The sequence below is a fragment of the Streptomyces sp. a15 genome (assembly GCF_059026085.1).
The window spans coordinates 1-18,862 of record NZ_JBWLKM010000040.1 but is presented as its reverse complement, the minus strand read 5'-3'; the positions used below and the strand labels follow the sequence as shown (position 1 = coordinate 18,862).

18 protein-coding genes and 3 pseudogenes are annotated in these 18,862 nt (G+C 66.9%); 7 read left to right on the top strand and 14 right to left on the bottom strand.

Going from position 1 to position 18,862, the window contains the following annotated elements; all coding sequences use genetic code 11:
* Nucleotides 1-180: 180 nt before the first annotated feature.
* Both AC5P09_RS31565 and AC5P09_RS31560 read left to right on the top strand, forming a co-directional pair.
* Nucleotides 181-660 carry an anthrone oxygenase family protein gene (locus tag AC5P09_RS31565; protein WP_493877151.1) on the top strand — a complete coding sequence of 160 codons (480 nt, stop codon included), beginning with the start codon at nucleotides 181-183 and terminating at the stop codon, nucleotides 658-660.
* Between the two features lie 154 nt (nucleotides 661-814).
* Nucleotides 815-2,302 carry a glutamate synthase subunit beta gene (locus tag AC5P09_RS31560; protein WP_493877150.1) on the top strand — a complete coding sequence of 496 codons (1,488 nt, stop codon included), beginning with the start codon at nucleotides 815-817 and terminating at the stop codon, nucleotides 2,300-2,302.
* Between the two features lie 12 nt (nucleotides 2,303-2,314).
* Here AC5P09_RS31560 and AC5P09_RS31555 read toward each other — a convergent pair whose 3' ends face one another.
* Nucleotides 2,315-2,881: a carboxymuconolactone decarboxylase family protein gene (locus AC5P09_RS31555; RefSeq protein WP_493877149.1), complete on the bottom strand. Its 567-nt coding sequence runs from the start codon at nucleotides 2,879-2,881 to the stop codon at nucleotides 2,315-2,317.
* 47 nt (nucleotides 2,882-2,928) lie between these two features.
* On the opposite strand from AC5P09_RS31555, the pseudogene AC5P09_RS31550 reads away from it, so the two are divergent.
* Nucleotides 2,929-3,828: pseudogene (locus tag AC5P09_RS31550) on the top strand (aminotransferase-like domain-containing protein); the annotation flags it as partial.
* 1,028 nt (nucleotides 3,829-4,856) lie between these two features.
* Here AC5P09_RS31550 and AC5P09_RS31545 read toward each other — a convergent pair.
* The 7 genes and pseudogenes from AC5P09_RS31545 to AC5P09_RS31515 all read right to left on the bottom strand — a co-directional run bounded on the left by AC5P09_RS31545 (nucleotide 4,857) and on the right by AC5P09_RS31515 (nucleotide 8,350).
* Nucleotides 4,857-5,201: a hypothetical protein gene (locus tag AC5P09_RS31545; protein WP_493877148.1), complete on the bottom strand. Its 345-nt coding sequence runs from the start codon at nucleotides 5,199-5,201 to the stop codon at nucleotides 4,857-4,859.
* A 121-nt stretch (nucleotides 5,202-5,322) separates the two neighbouring features.
* A complete protein-coding gene (locus tag AC5P09_RS31540; protein WP_493877191.1) occupies nucleotides 5,323-6,201 on the bottom strand; it encodes a transcriptional regulator in 879 nt (292 codons plus the stop codon).
* A 189-nt stretch (nucleotides 6,202-6,390) separates the two neighbouring features.
* Nucleotides 6,391-6,567: pseudogene (locus AC5P09_RS31535) on the bottom strand (helix-turn-helix transcriptional regulator); the annotation flags it as partial.
* A gap of 189 nt (nucleotides 6,568-6,756) precedes the next feature.
* Nucleotides 6,757-7,029: a hypothetical protein gene (locus AC5P09_RS31530; protein WP_493877147.1), complete on the bottom strand. Its 273-nt coding sequence runs from the start codon at nucleotides 7,027-7,029 to the stop codon at nucleotides 6,757-6,759.
* A complete protein-coding gene (locus AC5P09_RS31525) occupies nucleotides 7,017-7,499 on the bottom strand; it encodes a phage terminase small subunit P27 family (RefSeq protein ID WP_493877146.1) in 483 nt (160 codons plus the stop codon). Before AC5P09_RS31525 ends, AC5P09_RS31530 begins: the two co-directional genes overlap by 13 nt.
* A gap of 118 nt (nucleotides 7,500-7,617) precedes the next feature.
* Nucleotides 7,618-8,046 (bottom strand): DUF8602 domain-containing protein, encoded by a 429-nt coding sequence (locus AC5P09_RS31520; protein WP_493877145.1) that lies wholly within the window; start codon nucleotides 8,044-8,046, stop codon nucleotides 7,618-7,620.
* A 10-nt stretch (nucleotides 8,047-8,056) separates the two neighbouring features.
* Nucleotides 8,057-8,350, bottom strand: coding sequence for a hypothetical protein (locus tag AC5P09_RS31515; RefSeq protein ID WP_493877144.1), 294 nt, complete (start codon nucleotides 8,348-8,350; stop codon nucleotides 8,057-8,059).
* A gap of 245 nt (nucleotides 8,351-8,595) precedes the next feature.
* Here AC5P09_RS31515 and AC5P09_RS31510 point away from each other — a divergent pair, with 245 nt between their 5' ends.
* Nucleotides 8,596-9,138 (top strand): hypothetical protein, encoded by a 543-nt coding sequence (locus tag AC5P09_RS31510; RefSeq protein ID WP_493877143.1) that lies wholly within the window; start codon nucleotides 8,596-8,598, stop codon nucleotides 9,136-9,138.
* 497 nt (nucleotides 9,139-9,635) lie between these two features.
* On the opposite strand, the gene AC5P09_RS31505 is transcribed toward AC5P09_RS31510, so the two are convergent.
* The 6 genes from AC5P09_RS31505 to AC5P09_RS31480 all read right to left on the bottom strand — a co-directional run bounded on the left by AC5P09_RS31505 (nucleotide 9,636) and on the right by AC5P09_RS31480 (nucleotide 14,155).
* Nucleotides 9,636-10,115 (bottom strand): hypothetical protein, encoded by a 480-nt coding sequence (locus AC5P09_RS31505; protein WP_493877142.1) that lies wholly within the window; start codon nucleotides 10,113-10,115, stop codon nucleotides 9,636-9,638.
* Nucleotides 10,115-10,333: a hypothetical protein gene (locus AC5P09_RS31500; protein WP_493877141.1), complete on the bottom strand. Its 219-nt coding sequence runs from the start codon at nucleotides 10,331-10,333 to the stop codon at nucleotides 10,115-10,117. Before AC5P09_RS31500 ends, AC5P09_RS31505 begins: the two co-directional genes overlap by 1 nt.
* A 46-nt stretch (nucleotides 10,334-10,379) precedes the next feature.
* The gene (locus tag AC5P09_RS31495; RefSeq protein ID WP_493877140.1) at nucleotides 10,380-10,658 is read right to left on the bottom strand and encodes a hypothetical protein; all 279 of its coding nucleotides are present in this window, start codon (nucleotides 10,656-10,658) and stop codon (nucleotides 10,380-10,382) included.
* A gap of 344 nt (nucleotides 10,659-11,002) precedes the next feature.
* A complete protein-coding gene (locus AC5P09_RS31490) occupies nucleotides 11,003-11,515 on the bottom strand; it encodes a hypothetical protein (RefSeq protein WP_493877139.1) in 513 nt (170 codons plus the stop codon).
* A gap of 780 nt (nucleotides 11,516-12,295) precedes the next feature.
* Complete coding sequence (locus AC5P09_RS31485) at nucleotides 12,296-12,505, bottom strand: hypothetical protein (RefSeq protein ID WP_493877138.1); 210 nt, start codon at nucleotides 12,503-12,505, stop codon at nucleotides 12,296-12,298.
* 87 nt (nucleotides 12,506-12,592) lie between these two features.
* Entirely contained in the window at nucleotides 12,593-14,155 is a 1,563-nt protein-coding gene (locus AC5P09_RS31480) for a recombinase family protein (protein WP_493877137.1), read from the bottom strand.
* Nucleotides 14,156-14,298: 143 nt separating this feature from the next.
* Here AC5P09_RS31480 and AC5P09_RS31475 point away from each other — a divergent pair.
* The 3 genes and pseudogenes from AC5P09_RS31475 to AC5P09_RS31465 all read left to right on the top strand — a co-directional run.
* Nucleotides 14,299-14,838 (top strand): annotated as a pseudogene (locus AC5P09_RS31475) (aminotransferase class I/II-fold pyridoxal phosphate-dependent enzyme); the annotation flags it as partial.
* A gap of 349 nt (nucleotides 14,839-15,187) precedes the next feature.
* Nucleotides 15,188-17,875 (top strand): PEP/pyruvate-binding domain-containing protein, encoded by a 2,688-nt coding sequence (locus AC5P09_RS31470; protein ID WP_493877136.1) that lies wholly within the window; start codon nucleotides 15,188-15,190, stop codon nucleotides 17,873-17,875.
* On the top strand, nucleotides 17,872-18,798 hold the full coding sequence (locus AC5P09_RS31465; protein WP_493877135.1) for a hypothetical protein: 927 nt from the start codon (nucleotides 17,872-17,874) through the stop codon (nucleotides 18,796-18,798). The genes AC5P09_RS31470 and AC5P09_RS31465 overlap by 4 nt, the downstream gene beginning before the upstream one ends.
* The last annotated feature ends 64 nt before the right edge of the window (nucleotides 18,799-18,862 follow it).

Here is an 18,862-nt window from a genome sequence, read left to right as displayed (position 1 = left end):
CCTCGACGTCACGCGTCCCCCGTCCCCGTCCCGGGGCCCCGCCCCTCACCCCGGCCGACCTGGACGCTCACGTATGCCCCCGCGCGGTTCGGGCATGGTTCGAAGGGCTGGGCGGGGATTCACTTGGGGTGACGGTGGAGCCGGGTGGGAGCTCGGCCGGATGCGGGAGTGGGTGTCGGGATGATCGAGGGACCGTATTTTGTGCTGACCGTGCTGGGTGTGCTGGGGACCGGGCTGGTGGCCGGGGTCTTCTGCGGCTTCTCGACCTTCGTGATGCAGGGGCTCGCCGCGTTGCCGCCCGCGCAGGGCGTCGCCGCGATGAACGCGATCAATGTGAGCGCGGTGCGGCCGGCGTTCATGCTCGTGTTCGCCGGGCAGGCGGTGCTGAGCGCGGTGATCGCGGTGGTGACGTTCGTGCTGTGGCCGGACGAGGGGACGGTGGAGCTGCTGGTCGGCAGCGGGCTGTACCTGTTCGGCGTGTTCGGGCTCACCATGATGGCGAACGTGCCGCGCAACGACGCGCTGGCGAGGCTGGATCCGGGCACCCGGGAGGCGGCCGCCTATTGGCCGACGTACGTGCGCGAGTGGACGCTGTGGAACCACGTCCGCACGGTCGCCTCGGCCGCCGCGGCGGTGACGTACCTCCTGGCCCTCACCTAACGGAATCGGGCCGCTGAGAAAGCGCTGTCCGACGCTCTGCGCGAGTGACCGACGGGACGTATCGTGGCCGGAAGGAGTTCGCAAGAGTGCCGCCCGATGACGCACGGCCACGTCGGACGCGCAAGCGTCGCACGCGTAAGCAAGGAAGACGCCCATGGCCGATCCCAAGGGATTCATGACCACGCCTCGCCAGGACTGGCCGCGCAGGCCGGTCGAGGAGCGGGTCCGGGACTGGGACGAGGTGTACGTCCCCGGGGCGCTGCTGCCGATCATCAGCAAGCAGGCCGACCGTTGCATGGACTGCGGCATCCCCTTCTGCCACGAGGCCTGTCCGCTCGGCAACCTGATCCCCGAGTGGAACGACCTGGTGTCCCGGGAGGACTGGCGTGCGGCCGCCGACCGGTTGCACGCCACCAACAACTTCCCCGAGTACACCGGCCGGTTGTGCCCGGCACCCTGCGAGTCGGGGTGTGTGCTGGCCATCAACCAGCCCGCGGTGACCATCAAGAACGTCGAGGTCGCCATCGCCGACCGAGCGTGGGAACTCGGGTTCACGCCGCCACGGCCGCCGGATCGGCTGTCCGGGCGGACGGTCGCGGTGATCGGATCGGGGCCCACCGGGCTTGCGGCAGCACAGCAGTTGACCCGCGCGGGGCACACGGTCGCCGTGTACGAGAAGGACGACCGGCTCGGCGGGCTGATGCGGTACGGGATCCCCGAGTTCAAGATGGAGAAGCACCATCTGGAGCGGCGGATCGAGCAGATGCGGGCCGAGGGCACCAAGTTCCGGACGTCGACCGCGGTCGGGCGGGACATCGGTGCCGCCGAGCTGCGTTCGCGCTACGACGCCGTCGTGATCGCCACCGGAGCTACGGCGTGGCGTGAACTGGACGTATCGGGGCGGGAGTTGACCGGCATCCACCAGGCGATGGAGTACCTGCCGCTGGCCAACCGGGTGTGCGAGGGGGACCTGGCGGTCTCGCCGCTGTCCGCCGCCGGGAAGCACGTCGTCATCGTCGGCGGCGGTGACACCGGGGCCGACTGTCTGGGCACGGCGGTACGGGAAGGCGCCGCGTCCGTGACGCAGTTGGACATCTACGCGCAGCCGGGTGGCGAGCGGGACGAGGACGTCGATCCCTGGCCGACGTACCCGAAGATCTACCGGCTGTCGGCCGCGCACGAGGAGGCCGGCGAGCTGCGGACGGCCCCGGCGGCGAACGCCGACGCCCGGCTGTTCGCGGCGTCCACGCTCCGCTTCACCGGGGACGCCGACGGGCACGTACGGTCGCTGCACCTCGTCGAGGTGGACGCGCAGCGACGGCCCGTGCCGGACACCGGGCGGACGCTGCCCGCCGACCTCGTGCTGCTCGCCCTCGGCTTCTCGGGCCCAGACAAGGAGGACGGGCTCATCGACCAGCTGGGACTGGAGCTGGAGCCCCGCGGGACGCTCACTCGGGACGCCCGCTTCGCGACGAACGTCCCCGGCGTGTTCGCCGCCGGGGACGCCGCGCGCGGTCAGTCACTGATCGTGTGGGCCATCGCCGAGGGGCGGGCGGTGGCGGCGGCCGTCGACCGCCATCTGACGGGGAGTTCACGACTGCCCGCGCCGATCGGGCCGTACGACCGCCCCATGGCCGTATAGGCCACCAGCGGACTAGCGGCGCTCGTCAGTCCCCGCCACCTTGCCCGTCGCCAGTGCCACCCGGTTCCACGTGTTGATCGTGAGGATCAGGGCGAGGACGTGAGCCAGTTCCGCCTCGTCGAAGTGGGCCGCGGCGCGGGCGTAGACCTCGTCGGGAACCCCGTCGTCGGCCACCAGGGTCACCGCCTCCGTGAGGGCGAGGGCCGCCTGCTCCTTCTCGGTGAAGAAGTGGCGGGCCTCGCGCCACACGGCGACCAGGTGCAGCCGGTCCTCGCTCTCGCCGGCCTTGCGCGCGTCGTTCGTGTGCATGTGCAGGCAGTACGCGCAGTGGTTGAGGTGCGAGGCGCGGATCTGGATCAGCTCGACGAGGGCGGGGTCGAGGCCCTCGCGGGCGGCGGCGTCGAAGCCGACGATGGCGCGGAAGACCTTCGGGGCGGACTTCGCGAAGTCCAGGCGGGTCCGTCGGGCCTCCGCCTCGGCGATCGTGGCGGCGGGGTCAACGGTCGTGGCGCCGGCGGTCGGGGCGGCAAGGGGCGTCGTGGTGTCGGTCGTGTTCGTCGTCAGGTGCGTCGTCGTCATGTGCATCAACCTACGAGCCGGATAGACCCTCTGTAGGGTGCATTTTTGTGGATGAATCGTGGGTCAATTACGCGGAGCGGATCGGTGCCGACCTGCATCTGGAACTGTCCGGCCCCGGCGGGCGACGGGCCGCGCTGATCCGGTCGCTGCGTGAGGCCGTGCGGGGTGGGCGGCTCGCTCCCGGTACCCGGCTGCCGCCGTACCGCTCGCTCGCCGCCGACCTCGGCGTGGCCCGCAACACGGTGGCCGACGCGTACGCGGAGCTGGTCGCGGAGGGCTGGCTCACCGCCCGGCAGGGCTCGGGCACGCGCGTCGCGGAGAGGGCCGAGCCGCTGCGACACGCCGCGCGGGTGCCTCGTAAGGCACCTCCACGCGCGCGTGGACCACGGCACGACCTGCGGCAGGGCACCCCGGACGCGTCGTCGTTCCCGCGCGTGGCATGGCTCGCCTCCTACCGGCGGGCGCTCCAGCAGGCGCCCAACGAGGTGTTCGGGCCGGGCGATCCCGCAGGCCGCGTCGAGCTGCGGGAGGCGCTGACCGAATACCTGGCACGCGCGCGTGGCGTACGTACCGAGCCGGGCCGGATCGTGATCTGCTCCGGCTTCGCGCACGCGCTGCGGCTGCTGTTCGGCCAGGACGGCGGCGGGGGCGGCGGGGTGCTGCGCGGTCCGCTGGCGGTGGAGGCGTACGGGCTGGGATTCCACCGGGAGCTGCTCGTCGCCGCCGGTGTGCGGACCGTGCCGCTCCCCCTGGACGAACAGGGCGCGCGGATCGAGCGGTTGGGGCGCGAGCGGGCCGTGCTGCTCACGCCCGCGCACCAGTTCCCGACCGGCGGTCCGCTGGATGCCGCGCGCCGGGCCGCGGTGGTCGACTGGGCACGCGCGCGTGGAGGTGTGATCGTCGAGGACGACTACGACGGGGAGTTCCGCTACGACCGCAAGCCGGTAGACCCTACACCCTGGGAACTCAGAAAGACCACAGGTCAGCGGGCATGCGGAAGCCCCCGCCATGTGTCACAGCGACGCACGACGGGGGCTGTCTGGTGTCTGCTCAAGGTCTATGCGCCCACCTCCGCTGAGGCGAACGCAGAGCCGGGGAACGGGGCACCCTCGTACGTGTAGGGGTAGTCAATGCCCACGGTGGCAAGTGCGGCAGCCCGGCGACGCTGGCGAGTCAAGTTGAGTTCCATGGTCGTATCGGCTTGCTGCCGGAACAGCTCTTGAGCCTGCGCTTTGGTCGGTCCGGTCCACGGTTGGGACCACGGACTGACAGGGACGGGATCGATGCACTCAGCGAGGAATGCGGCGGAATGGCGTCCGGGGTTGCTCCGGCGGGTCCATGGCAGTACGGAGAGCACCCAGAGAAGGGCGCAGGCGATAGCATCGCGCATGGTCGTTCAGCTCCTATGCAAGCTGTTCGGCAAGCCCCGATGGACCGGGCCTAATCGGTCTGTCGGGGCGCTTCAGTGGTTCGGGATTACGGGGAAGACATGGAAGCCCCGCCCATGCGCCACGGGGGTAGCACACGGACGGGGCTCGTTGGCTAGCTCTCACCGCATGCGGATTGCGGCACCCCAGCTAAGGGGCGGACCGGGGCGAGAGGGACACGTCTGTCTCTCGGGGCTTGTCCGGTCGGGAGCGTCGCCACCCGGAGCGCTGAACGTCGGCATCCAGCATTCCGGAGCTTTAACCCCAGCGGATTAGTTCTGCGTTTCCGCCGACGCACGTGGGGCACTGGCGTTTGAACGTCCAGCCGCACAGCGCACAGCCATCGAACCCGCAGCACCCGTCACACCAAATCTCACGGTGACCGGCGCAGGTTCCGCAAAGGTCCCCGTACTTCCACAGCGACCATTGAGGCTCCCCGCCCGTGCGTCCGGCGCGTGGCTTCGGGGGAACCGGGGTTTGATCCGCTGAGCGCTTCCGGATGGGCGCTATTCGCCGTGGAGCGACCCGGGGACGTTCCGGCGCTGTTGTCATCCCAGCGCCTCATCGGGCTTCTGCGCGTCGTTCTCGTCGTCTTCGTCGTCCGGGATGGGCAGGCGCATTCCACGCGACTCAGCGACCCTCAGCGCGTCGCTCAGGCACTCGGCCAACCTGATAGCCGCGTACCGCACTGCCGCATTCGGGGACGTCGGGTCAGCGAGCACCTTCCGCGCGCTCTCCAGCACTTCGCGCCCCATGGACAACTGAGCGGCTTCCATGTCGTCCGCAAGTCGGCTCAGCACACTTCCTGAATCGCCGTTGGTGCTCAAGAAGCAAGGCTTGCCCTCAGTGGTCCACGGCAACAGGCGCCCCTGAGTGCCGTCACTCGTGATCATGGCTTTGTCCCCCTTCACGGCTTCGTCAAGGGGGACGTTACGAGCGCCTAAACAGCCAATCCACGTGCGCTGAGCGGTAGTTGAGGCACATGGGTCACCGAACTACCCCGCAGCGTGGTACTTACCCGGCAACGCCCAGGTGAGCGGCCATCTCTCGCATTTCTTGCGTCAAGGTACGCTTCCGGGTTGCGAGAAGATCACTCATGATGTGCCGCGCCATGGGCTGATGGGTGATCCATCCTTCTGCGCGCTGCCGGATCTGCATCAGTTCGCACATGGCTTCATGGTGCTCCCCAGTCGTGACATACGCCTTAGCCACGTCCAGCCGGTGACGGTTCCAATTGTTCGACGTGACCCCACCGAGACTACGCAGACCGCTAGCGCTTACGGGGCCTTCATCGGCACGCCGTAGCACTCCGCGCATGTCCCCAGTCAGCGACAGATCTTCAATGGCCTTCATCTCCACCGTAGCCGGACCGAATCCGCCCCAGTGGTTCGGGAATCCGCTGTCTTCTCGGCCCATGGCGCTTGCTGCCGTCGCTGCCATCCTGCGGGCTTCCTGCGCCACGTCCGGGCGGTTGTTCCGCACACTGGACGCTGCGACCCTCAACCATAGCTCACCCCACACGGCCAGTTGATTTGTGGTCGCCTCAGACAATCGGGGTTCAATCTCCGCTGCTGTCTGCGCTGCCAATTGCTCGCATTCGTCGAACCGGTCTTGCCGTAGCAACAGCCAGCACATACCGACCACGCCGGTAGCGGCCGTGAGGGTCTGCCCGTTCTCCCGCGCAAGGCGGATCGCTTCCGCCAGCGCGTAGTAAGCCATGTCGTACTGCCTCACCTGAGTGAGGAACTGCCCAGTCATCAGCAGCACTTGAGAACGCGCGACTACGGCGTGTTGCTGCTCTTCTCCCTCAAGGACGTTGACGGCAGCCTCAGACGAACGAAGCAGCGACGGCAGCAACTTGGCAACAGAGGAGTAGCGGTCTTGGTCGTACAACGCCCTAGCGTCCCGGACCTTTTGGCGCGTCGCGTCCAGTCCCCCGGGCTCCGTTGGCTCCCCCGCGAGAGGGGCGGCAAGCCCGATGGGTGGCATGAGCGCGCGGCGCAACTCCACCAGGTGACGCCGGTTGGCATCGTCCTGGGGACCAACCACAGACCGGGGCGCCTCAGTGGCGAACAGCGCAGACGTGGACACCCCCAGCGCGCGGGCAAGGGCATGCAACGTCTCAACGCGTACGTCTCCGCCTTGCTCCACCTTGCGAACGGTGCTCAGCGACAGGTCAGCCGCTTCCGCCAACCCCTCTTGGCTCAGTCCGGCCGTACGCCGAAACTTCCTGATGTTGTCGGGCAACCCTGTGGACATCGGCACTCACCTCACGTCAAGGGTATGCCCCCGCCCTAGCTGAGCAACGCGAGTTGGTCAAGCCGGAGTCGACTAGAGATCATCTGACGCATCGTCATAATGCAGATAGCCCCGTACCGGCCACCGATCAGGCAGCGGGTACGGGGCTCAAGATCACGGGCGCTACCGGTTAAGTGGACCGGCGCGCTCTCAGTCTTCGAGCCGTCGCCATATTTCATCGTCCGGCATTCCCGTCAGCGGAGTACGGCGGATACCGGGAATCTCGCAAGGGTCGTTGTCTAGCAGCGTCACCAGGTGCAGCGCTGCCGCTCGATATGAGCTAATCAGCCGTGCCCGCTTATCAGGCTCCGCGTCGCTCAGGCGCGTAATACTGCGCGCAAGCATTGCGGCCCACCCGGTTACGTAATCGTCGTACATGAGCGTCAGTTCACCGCTGGTTGGCTCCGCCATCAGGAATCCCACAGCCCGTCATCGTCGCTGTCAGCGGTAGCCGGGCGAGTAATTCGGGCGGCAGTCGCAGGGCTAAGGCCAAGTTCCTTGCGCAGCGCCGTAATCTCGCTGGCATAGCCAGTCCGCACGGTGTGAAGTGGGTTCTTGACCAGTTCGCCGGTACGACCCTTGAGTAGATTTCCCGTCCGGCTGATCTCCCGAGTAACCGCCCAATAGTTGGCCACGGCCACACAGAACATGGTCAGGGTTTCCCGCTGAGCGTCGGTCAGACCAGCGGAAAGGGAAAGAGCCGGGGCAGTGCGCGACCACAGTTCAGCGGCATCCTTGCGAGACTTCTTGGCCTCAGCGCTGGTGCCCGGTAGTAGGTCGGTCCACTTAGGCTCAACCAGGTCAGTGGGCGGCAATACAACCTTGTCACCGTGGCGGTCTTCGCGGTATGTGCCGCTTCTGACATGCTCATGAATGGGGCGAACAGCACCCATGGGTGAACTCCTGTCTATCCAAAAGGGGGAAACGTTGGCACTCTGGCTTTTCCTCTCCCGCCCGCGCTCCTGTCAGGCCCGGAGGGGGTCACCCCCCAGGGGGCAGGCTCAGCGGATATCAGAACGGCGGAACGTCGTCAGCCCAGCGCCGGTATTCGCGCTCTGCCGCTTCTTGCTGTGAGCGCTGTTCGGCGTAGAAACCGCCTGGTTCACGCTTAGGCCGTTCCTTGGCATCACATGGCTTGCACAATGGTCGAAGGTGCCTAAAGGCATCAGGGTTCGGATCCCCCTTGGCCACAAGGACAGTTCGACTCACAGGGAAATGGTCGGCAACAGTTGCTTGCCTTCCACACAGCGCACACCACGGATTGCGGTAGATGAACTGAGGTTGCACTACTCGATTCCAGCGAGATCCATAAGCAGAACCACCACGGTTCTCACGCTGGCTCGCTCGCTGTCTCGTGTGCTCTTCGCACGTGCTGTCTCTGCCGCGTACCAACTCAGGGCAACCAGGCTGAGCACAGGGGCGCGGGGGCTTACTTGGCATAGGGGGCCACCTACGAAATTTCGGAGGTGGGGGTTTCGGTGATGGCACTGAATAGCTCCGTATCGCTGAGCCCATGGATTGCCGCCACAGCGTCTATCTCCTGCTGTACGTCGTCCAGTGGGTCTAGCTCATCTTCCGCAGCACACAGCATGTTCCGAATGGCTTGCACTAGGTGCGCTGCCCGTTCAGGATCGGCGTTGCCGTCAGCGAGCATGAGCCGCAATTCGTCGGCATTGTTGAGCGCATATCTCAGAGACTCAGTCAGCGAATCGGCATGCGAGGGTGCGCAGTCGTCGGCCAGCATGGGCTTCCTTCCCGCCAGCGAACACGCCAGCGAAGTTACGGTGCGACATAAGCACAGGTCAGGAAACGGGCAGGTTTTCGCCGGCTTCGGGTGCCTGGTTGCCTCAGCACATCCCGGGGAGGGACCCCCTTGCCGGTCCATAGACGCGCGACAGGGAGGGGAAAACCTGGCATGGCTAATTGAAGTGTTTGCGCGGAGCGTATGCACCCTTGACCCGCTGTCCCGCCCTGCCTGACCATGACGCCATGGATGCAGGATTGGCCGCCGTGCTCGGCGCGTTGGCAGGGTCGGTAGCGACGATTGGTGCGGCGCTGGCAACAGGCTGGGCTCAGCGGGAAGGCGCTCGAATCACGGCCCGGTCAGAGCACCGGAGACAAAGACGAGAACCCCGACAGGCCATCTATCGAGAGTTTATAGAGGTCGGCTCGAAAATGCACGGCCATATGTCACTCTACAGCCTGGGCGAGCAGTACATTCCAGACGTCCTGGAAACGGAGGTTCGCCATAGCATTTATGAAGTCGCACAGAATGTAAAGCAAAAGGCATTTGATGTTGCTCTAGCGGGGCCTGAAAAGGTCACTTCAATAGCCATGAAATTTGAGCACTTGAGTTGGGAGTTGGCTGCCATTTTGAGCTCCCTCGACCAACTGAACATTCCTGGTGAGGAGCCGAGGCGGCAACGAATACGCGCACACGTGGTGCGTGTTTCTGCCGATCTGACTAGCCAATTGGATTCCTTCGTCTTGGCAGCACAAAAGGCGCTCGATGATGACGGCACCCGAAAATAGGTTCCCTGTGCGGGCGGAACACAGGGAACCTTTCGTCAACGGCCTTTCAACGCCCGGTAACAAGCCAGACAAAGCGACTTCCGGTAGCCCGGGTAATCCGGCCGAACACCACGGGCGACTAGCTGAGCGCGCGTCAGCGGATAGAAGACGGATACGGAAGCCGGGTTTTCAGTGTTCTTCTCTGTCCGGGGGCACAGCTCACAGAACGGACTGTCAGGCATAGCGGTCAGCCCACATCTGCCGTAGCAAGTCCATCGGAATGGTTGGCGGAATCAGCGAATTACCGTCAGCATCACGGGGTGTCAGATCAATCAGCACGCCCCGTTGACGAACCATGCCCCGGATTACCGGCGCTGCAGCAGGCTGAGGAAAGACCACGTCCGCCGGACCATGTATGTCAGCGAAGCACGGGGCTCCATTCGCGTCCCGGGGCCAAACCAGATAGGCAGGCTGGCCGTTGTAGTCCGGCCCCGGGTCGAGTAGGTCGTACGGCACGGCTACGCCTCCCCGCTGATGAACCGTTCGCGCTTAGCCTCTAGTTCATCTGCGTAGTCAGCGCCATTACTGCGGGCAGCCGCATCCGTTGCCGCGACGAGAAGAGACAGAATCGGGGAATCGGCACCACCAGGCTTGAACCCGTTGTGCAGGGTCTCCCCTGTCGTGCGCACATTCGCGTTGTTGGCGAACTGGATTAGGTGGTAAGACTCTGTGCCAGCCGTACGCGCCTCAACGTATGCCTGAAACCAGGGCTCTTCGCTCAGTAGCTCAGTGAAGCGCTGCATAGCGTCGGCGTACTTGCTGTGAAGGCGCTTGTTCTCTGCCTCCCATGTGTCCATGGTGCGATGGTCGAATTCCTTCGAGCGCTCTTCTCGCCGCTGGTGCTCCTCCGCCTGTGCAGCCGCTAGGGCAGCCTCAATCTCAGCAGCCTTCTTCTCAGCCTCAACGACCTTCGCGCGCAGCGCCTCAACATTCGGCATCAGATGTTCTCCTTCCCGGAAATGTCACGGCTAAGTTCCTTCGCAGCCGCCCGCGCTGTCTTGTAGCTACCAAGCGACATCTTGACCATGGGGTTCATAGCGTCGTATCGATCCGGATGCGTCTGCTGTAGCCGCTCAATGGCTTCCATCTGTGGGTTGTACTGGAAGGTGTCTGCAATGCTGGTGCGCCGGTCCGGGCGCGGCTCGTTGCTGTACATGTGTGGCCTTTCAGGTTGGTAGGCACTTCCGAAATTTCGGAGGTGACTAGGTGCGGTAGTAGACCCGGTTATGAAGCGCCGGGCTTTTGGGGCGAAGTCCTACGTAGCGCTTGCCGTAACGCCGGTCAGTGCGCTTGTAGCCTGTGGCGCGTAGCAGACGGTCAAAGGTGCCCAGCGGGATGAAGCTGGGGCCACTGACTTCCTTGCATGCATCGAAAAGGAGCTGTGTGCTTGCGTCCGCATTCGGGCACTCTTCGAGAGCTTCACCGACAATTCGCGCGAACTTGTCGACGTACGCCCGGTCAGCGTCAGTGAGATTCGACATGGTTACCGCCTAGCGCGAGGATGCGAAGCACGGCCAGCGCCGCGAACAGCTCATCTCGCTGTCGCTCATCTCTTGGCACGATTGCGTGTTCTTCGAGAATTTCTATGGCCTGCGAGGCCCCGACAGCATCCATAGGAATTACTCCAAATTTCGTTGGCAAGGGGGTCAGCCGGCTTGGATTTCATGGATTTTCCGAACACGGCTTAGAGAAAAGGAGGGCAGGGGGCCGCCCCATGTCCATTGCGGCCCCCTGCCCTGGTCTTAGATAACGCCTGCCGCCTGGTAGATCAGGCCCACCAGGTAGGCCATGACGGCTATCTCTGCGAAGCACTCAGCGCGAGTCATCAGCGGTCGCCAGCCCAGCGCACCCAGGAATCCCGTAGCTCTTCCGGGGAAATGCCAGACGGCCCGTGCGCGTAGGCACGGCTCATCAATTCCTCAGTGGCTTTCGCTGCGGCAATCTCAGCGACAGAGCGCCGTTCCTTACGACCAGCCAGCGCGCTTTCACGGGCACGCCAGGAAGAGTCAGCCGAAGCCTCAACAATCTGCCGCCGCTCTTCGTAGTGGTCCCGTGCAGCTTCACGTAGCGCCTCAGCGACAGCGGGAAGTGCCGACTTGCCGTGCTTCCGGAAGGCCCGGTCATAGGCCCTGTGGTCGCGTACGCAGAGGGGCCGGTAGTGCGTGGTGTTTTCGCTCCACAGGAACCCATCACGGAATATCTCCGCCGGGTCCAGATGGTCATAGGCGTAGTCAGTCGCGAAGTTGCCGCAGAATTCGCAAGGGTGGTGTCTGGCCGGTCCTTTGACCTCGACAGCGCGCCTGTGAGCTGCCCTGTATTCGCTACGTGCGGTAGGCATGGTGGAAGACTTCCTGTGTGGCTGCCCGCGCATTGCGCGCGTACACGAAAAAAGCCCCCAGACACGGGGAGCAAGAGAGGGGGCAGCCACGCGCCCTCAATTACTCGACCCATGCCCGGGGGCTGGTTTTCGCTACGGTATTGAACCCCCGTAGCAGGGTGCTCATGTTCGCGGGTCTGGTGTGGCTGCCACCCGCTGAGGCGGTTTCCCTGCCCTCAAGATGTAACTAGGGAGTGGAGCGCCCACAAAGCATTTCAATTCAGGCATGCTGGACAGGTGAATTTATGTGACGTGCGCCACACGGGAATTGCTTGGAATTTCGCTAGTCCTGGCATCTGAAAATCGCGAGAAATGCAGTTCCCCGGCGCGGTTTGCAGGGGAAGGCACTTGAACACCCCTTCTGACCTGCAAGAATGTCGAAGTGTAGGAACGGGGGTCGGTTCGGCATTTGCGCTCTATATACGGGACTTAGATTGGAAGTGGGGGTCACTTCTACACTTCGACATTTATGCAGGTCAGATGGGGTGTTCTGACGGTGTGTCAGAAACCTATCTACACTGAGGCTGGTTTCTCGCCCATTCCGCGCTGACTCCTGCTGTGGGGCAAGGGAAGCCCTGAGCCCCCGCCCGAGCCGTTCCGTCGCCTTGCCCGCTCCCCGGGGGCAGCGGATACGCCATAGACGCTCACAGGGGCGCTGACGGCTTCTCAGGACAGTAGAAAACCCCGCCGGGCAAGTCCACAAAGGACGCCTGACGGGGCCAGAGTTGGGGTGCTGGGGTGCTACGCGGCTAGTACCTCCGGGTAGCCCTGTAGTGCCGCCTGCAAGGCTTCCAGCCGCCCTATGCGCTGCCTGGTGTAGGCGGAGCTGTCCCCGCCCCTCATGGCGCCGTACAGGGCTTCGAGCTGACGTGTGATGCGCTGCCACTCCACCTGACGGAACCAGGCTGCCTCTTCGGCTTCCTGTGCCGCGTCCCATTCTTCACGTGACATGATGCTGTCTTCCCTTTTGAGAGGGAGGCCGGTCAGGTCTCTTCCGCCAAGTCGTGGCCTGACCGGTCCCATTGATTTTGATGCGGCTTACGCGGCTTGCGTCAGTTCCCCGACTTCAACGGGATTTGCCCATTCGATCGTCACGCGCTCATCCCCCTTGAACCGCACGCCCTGTTTCGGTGCCCGGGTAACCGTGATTTTTTCAACGGCCAACCCGAACAGGTCTCGCCTCAGCGCTTCGTCTGCGTCTTCCCACGCTTCCGGGGCGTCGCCATTGAGCAAGAACGAAATGTCAATTGGTCCGCCGGACAATTCCGATACTCGCTCTTCGACTGCCGTTAGCCGGTCTTCGGCTTCTTTCTTCGCTGGCATCCGGTACTTGGCCGAACGGCCGGAGTAGAAGCCTGCCCGGTCGTCTGCATGGAACTTGTCTAGGGCCGCCTCAGCCGCTTTCAGCGTCGCCATGGCGTCCTGTAGCTCCGCCGACTCCTCCGGCTCCGCAAGAGCCGCCCAGCGCTGAGCAACGGCGTGCATCAGTGGGTCGTCAATCTCGGCAGCATGCATGCGGGCAAGCCAGCGGCCTACGGCGTACGCCTCTAGCGATTCACGCCACACTGACGCCGGGTTCTCACATGCTCCGCCGGAAGCCCGAAGCTGACAGTTGTACGACTTTCCGTCAGCCACCATCGCATTTCCGCATGATGCGCAGCGAAGCCGACCAGCCAGCAATGCCTTTGCGCGTCCCGGGCGGGGGGTGTTGTCAATGATCTGATGCCCGCTAAGGACACGGCGCGCTTTGGCGGCAAGCTCAGCCGGAATCATGTGCGGCAGCACTTCGTCAGTCACGCACCGGACACGTTCCCCAGCATCGTTGAGGTAGTGAACCGGTGCCTTGTGCGACTTCCCGCCGGGGGACACCGTGAGCCACCCCTCAAAGACAGGGTGAATGACGATTGCCCGGATGGAGTCCGCGCGCCATGTCTTGCCCGTCGCTGACTTGACGCCTTCGGTGTTGAACTTCCTTGCCAGCGCGCGTGAGGACGTACCTTCGGCAATCTCCTTGAAGATTCGGCGGGCCACATCCCACGGGGAATAGTCCTTGCCCTTGATAAGGGTTGTTTTCGGGGACAGCTTCCGTGCCTTGTCGGCAACCAGCCCGAATGGTGCGCGGGCAAGCCAACGCCCCTCGTTCCGCTGCCGGTTCTTCGTGTTCCGTACGTTGTACGAGAGTCGCTGTGAGTACTCCCGCGCGTCTTCCGCTCGCTGAATGATCCAGCGCCGGTCACGTTCGTTGGACGAGTCAAGTTGCTCGTAGTCGAAGATGACGCGCGCCGTACCGAGAATCGGTCCGATGGCCTCAATGCCCTTACGGCTGAACCTGTCCAGTGCGTAGCACCACAGCGCGGGCACTTCCCCGTCAAGAACGGCTTTCATGGCAGCGTCGTACTTCGGGCGCTCAACGTCGCTGTAGGCGCTCAGGTTCTCGCGCCATACCTTGCGGACGGTGTAGCCGTTCTCGTCTGCCCAGCGTCGCCCCCGCTCTTCCTGTGCCCGGAGTGAGAGCGCGTTCTCACCTTCGCGAACGATCTTCGACTTCCTGACCAACAGGTCAAGTTCTGGCCCGTCGTCCTTGCTCTGCGTTCCGGGCATCGTGCCCCCATGTGCCGAAGTGGAATCCTCAGACACGCGTGAGTGAGTGGAATGCCTGACCGCGCTGACTGCCATGGCCGGTCACCCTTCTGACCAGCGGAAACGGCCCGCTAACCGGAAGGTCCCAGGGTGTTGGACCTACACCGGTCGGCGCGGTCCAGGGGCTCGATCCCGAGCGCGTGATCTTCGTCGGCTCGGTCAGCAAGAGCCTGTCCCCGGCGGTGCGGCTGGGCTGGATGGTCCTTCCGCAGCGGTACGTCGACAACGTGCTCGCGGCCAAGGGCGAGCGGGAGGCCTGGGCGAGCGTCCTGGACCAGCTGAGCCTCGCCGACTTCATCTCGCGCGGGTCCTACGACCGTCACGTGCGGCGGATGCGGCAGCGGTACCGGAGTCGCCGGGACCGTCTCGCCGCGGCGCTCGCCGCGCACGCGCCGCACGTCGAGGTCACCGGTGTCGCGGCCGGACTGCACGCCGTGCTGCGGCTGCCGCCCGGCACCGAGCGTTCCACGGTGAAGGCCGCCACCTGGCAGGGCGTCGCCCTGGACGGCCTCGCCGAGTTCCGGCACCCGGACACCGACATGGCGGCCCGCGACGGTCTGGTCGTGGGGTACGCGACGCCCTCGGAGCACGCGTACGGGGCGGCGCTGGAGGCGCTGTGCGGGGTGCTGCCGCCGGGTGAGTGACCGGGTGAGTACCGCGGGCGAGTACCGGGTGAGTGATCGGAGGGCTCCTGCCTCCGGATGAGCGGGCCCACGCGGTGTCCTGCCCGCGGAGGAGCCGACGGCTGCTGCTGGCGGACGAGCCGGTCGGGGTGCCGTCGTACCGCCGCACTGAATCTCCCCTCAGGTGTCCGAAAAGTGGCTTACGGGCTACATGGATCGGAACTGTGGTGGGATCATCGGAACAGGAGGTGTGCTGTCACCGCGCCGGATTCCCGGTCGGCAGCGGCCCGCCCCATCCTTCGTTCCGCCGTCAGGCGCAGGGCCACCCCGCGCGTCCCCCCTGTTGGCGGTCGGTCCTGGAGGGTGATCGATGACGACACTCGACGAACGTCACGGAGAAGGCGCGCAAGAAGGGGAAGAGGTCCGGGGCCGGAGCGTGTTCGGCCTGGTCGGGGCCGTCGTCCCGGCCGCCGTCCCGCTGGACCGGCCCAGCGCCGCGCTCCCGTGGCTCACAGGGTCCAAGGCCGCGAACCTCGCCCGCGCGGCCCGCGCCGGACTGCCGGTGCTTCCCGGCTTCGTTATTCCGCCCAGAGGGCGAGGCGACACCGTCGCCCTGCGGCGAGCCTGGCACGAACTCTCGGAGGGGGGCGCCCGCCCGCTCGTCGTGCGCTCCTCGTCACCGCAGGAGGACACGGAGGAGTCGTCGCTCGCGGGCCAGTTCGCCTCCGTGCTCGACGTGCGCGACTGGCCGGACTTCCGTACGGCCGTACAGACCGTGCTCGACTCGGCGCGCCGGCCCGACGGATCCACGGCACCCATGGCGGTGCTCGTGCAGCCGATGCTCCCGGCCCGGGTCGGCGGGGTGCTGTTCGGCGCCGACACCGTCGAGGGGCGGGCCGACCGCATGCTGGTGAGCGCGGTGCGCGGCGGCCCGGACAGCCTGGTCAGCGGCGAGCAGGGCGGGGCGAACTACTGGCTGAGCAGGCGCGGCCGGGTCCTGCGGACGGAACGACCGGAGACCGACGGGTCGCCGCCCCAGACCCACCCCGCGGACACCAACGGGTCGCCGCACCACACCCACCCCGCAGAAACCAACGGATCGCCGCACCACACCCACCCCACGGACACCAACGGGCCGTCACCCTCCCGCTTCGGCCTCGCAGACGCCGATCCGTCGCCGAGCCGCTTCCGCCTCGCGGACACCGAACCACTGGTCATCCGCTCCGACGTCTCCGAAACCGATGCGCCGCTACCCCGCTCCGTTCCCCAGGAGACGGACTCGCCGCGCACCCGCTCCGTTCCCCAGGAGACGGACTCGCCGCGCACCCGCTCCGCTCCCCAAGAAACCGATCCACCGCTCACCCCCTCCGCTCCCCAAGACACGGACTCGCCGCTCACCCGCTCCGAACTATTCCGGCTCGCGCGGCTCGCGCGGCGTGCGCGGCGGGTCTTCGGCGGGCCGCAGGACATCGAGTTCGGGTTCGACGAGGACGGGCGGCTGTGGCTGTTCCAGAGCCGGCCGATCACGGCGATGGCGGCGCGGCCGGCCCGCCGGGCGCGGCTGCTCGGACCCGGTCCGGTCGCGGAGACGCTGCCGGGACAGTTGCTGCCGCTGGAGGAGGACCTGTGGGTGGCGCCCATGTCCCGTGGGCTCGCCACCGCGCTCGACATCGGGGGCACCGCGCCGCGCCGGCTGCTGCGGACGGTGCCGGTGGTCACGACGGTCGGCGGGCGGGCCGCCGCCGACCTGCGCCTCCTCGGCACCGCCACGCCCCGGCACCGCTGGCTCGCGCTGCTCAACCCGGCGCCGGGTGCGCGCAGGCTCGGTGCGGCGTGGCGGATGGGCCGGCTCACCGCGGCGCTGCCGGGCCTCGCGACGGACCTGGTCGCGGACGTCGACCGCCGGCTCACGGAGATCCCGTCGCCGGCCACCCTCTCCGGTCCCGACCTGGCCGCGGAGCTCCGCTGGACGCGCCGGGTCCTGGTCTCCTTGCACGCGCAGGAGACGCTCGCGGGTGCCTTGCTGAGCGAGCCGCCCAGGAGCCGTACGGCGGCGGGCACGGCCCTCACCGCCCTGGCGGAGGCCCGCGCCCAGGGCGTGCCCGACGACCGGGTGGTCGCCGCGGACCCCGTGGTCCTGGCGCTCACCGCACCGAGCCTGCGGGGACGGGAGCGGCTGCCGCGGCCGGTCGTACCGAGCCAGGAGGATGCCGCAACCGGCCGGTGGGAAACAGCGCCGCCGCCTGCCCAGGTAGCCGCCGACCCGGTCCGAATCACCCCCCTCACCCACGAACGGTCGACGGCCACCACCCCCGACCGCCCCTCTCCCCGCACCACCGCCGCCCTCGCCCTCGCCCTCCCCCTCACCGAACGGTCTGTCCCACGTCGGTCCCCCACCGCGGCATCCGCTTCAGCGACCACCGCCACCCTCCAACCCCGCGGAGCCCTCCAACCCCGCGGAGCCCTCCTGCCCCGCGAAGCCCTCCAACCCCGCGAAGCCCTCCGGCTCCGCATTCGCTGGGTGCAGGAACTCCAGGTCCGGCTCGTACGGGAGACCGCGCGGCGGATGGGGCTGGGCATGGAGCGCGTCGGACTGCTGAGCTGGCGGGAGCTGATCGTCGTCCTCGAAGGAGGCCCGCTGCCGGGCGATCTGCACGCGCGCGTGCCGCAGCCCCAGTCGCCTCCGCTGCCGGACGCCTTCCGGCTCGCGGAGGGCGGCGTGGTCGTCGCCGAGCGCGACCGCAGGCGCGGTGACGGGGTGCGGGGCGTGTCCGGCGGGCGCGCGGCAGGGACGGTCTGGGACGGGACGGGCACCCCGCCGTCGGACGCGGTGCTCGTCGTGCGCACGCTGGACCCGGCGCTCGCCCCGTTGCTGCCCGGCCTCACCGCATTGGTCGCCCAGACCGGCAGTCCGCTGTCCCATCTCGCGGTGCTGGCGAGGGAGTTCGGGCTCCCCGCGGTCGTCGGCGCCACGGACGCCGTACGCCGGTTCCCGCCCGAGTCCCGTCTCACCGTCGACGGCACGACCGGCGACGTGGAGCTGGGGGAGGCGCCATGAGGAAGATCGCCTTCGTCTTCGGAAGCCTCGCCGCCGTCGGCGCGGGGTCGTATCTCGTCGTCTACCTGTACCGCTGGCAGTGGCAGCGGGCCCTGCTGTGCGGGGTGCTGCTGGTGGTCGTCGAGGTGATGCTGCTCGGACTCGTGCTGGTGGGCCGGCTCGCGCGGATCGAGGAGCGGGTGCGCGACTCCGACCGTCGGCAGCGGGAGCTGGCCGCCCGGCAGGACGACGTGCTGGCCCGGCTGCGCGCCGAGCCCGAGCCGGAGCTCAGCGGCGGCGGACGGTTCCGCTGGCTGGAGGACCCCGCGGAACGCACGTATGTCTTCGTGCCGGTCCTCATGGTCACCGGTGTACTGCTGTCCGGCCTCGCCTGGCTGGTGCAGCGGATCGCGTCGGCCACCGCCCGCCCCGCCGAGCGGCGGCTCGCCGGACGGCTGGCGGTCCTCGCCGCACCCGACCCGGCCGCCGCCCACGACGACCTCGACGACATGCCGCCCTCCGGCGCAGGCCCGTCCCGGGGTCGTACCGCGGGCGTGACCGCCGTCGGCGTGCTCGGCGTCGCCCTGGTCGGCGCGCTCGTGGTGGAGCTCGCCGATCTCACCCAGACCCGGGACGACGGCGCGAACGACAGCGCGGCGACTTCCGTGGTCGTCCAGGTCGACATGCGGGGCCCGGACCTGACCGCCGAGCGGCGGTCCCTCGCCGCGCAGCAGGTCTGGGAGCGCTGCCGGGACTCCACATCCGTGCCGCTGCACCACGCGGCCCTCGGCGACCTGGGCGACGGCCTGTACGCCGGAGTCGTCCGGCCCGCCCTCGCCGATCACGACCGGCTGCGGCTGCGCGGCTGCCTGGAGGACGCGACCCTCGAACGCGCCCACCTCACGGTCGTCGGCATCGGCGACGCGGACAAGGACGATTCCTAATCGGGATGTCAAGCCGTGAGGGTGACGGGCGGTGTGGGCTGGTAGCACCGTCCGTCACGCAGGA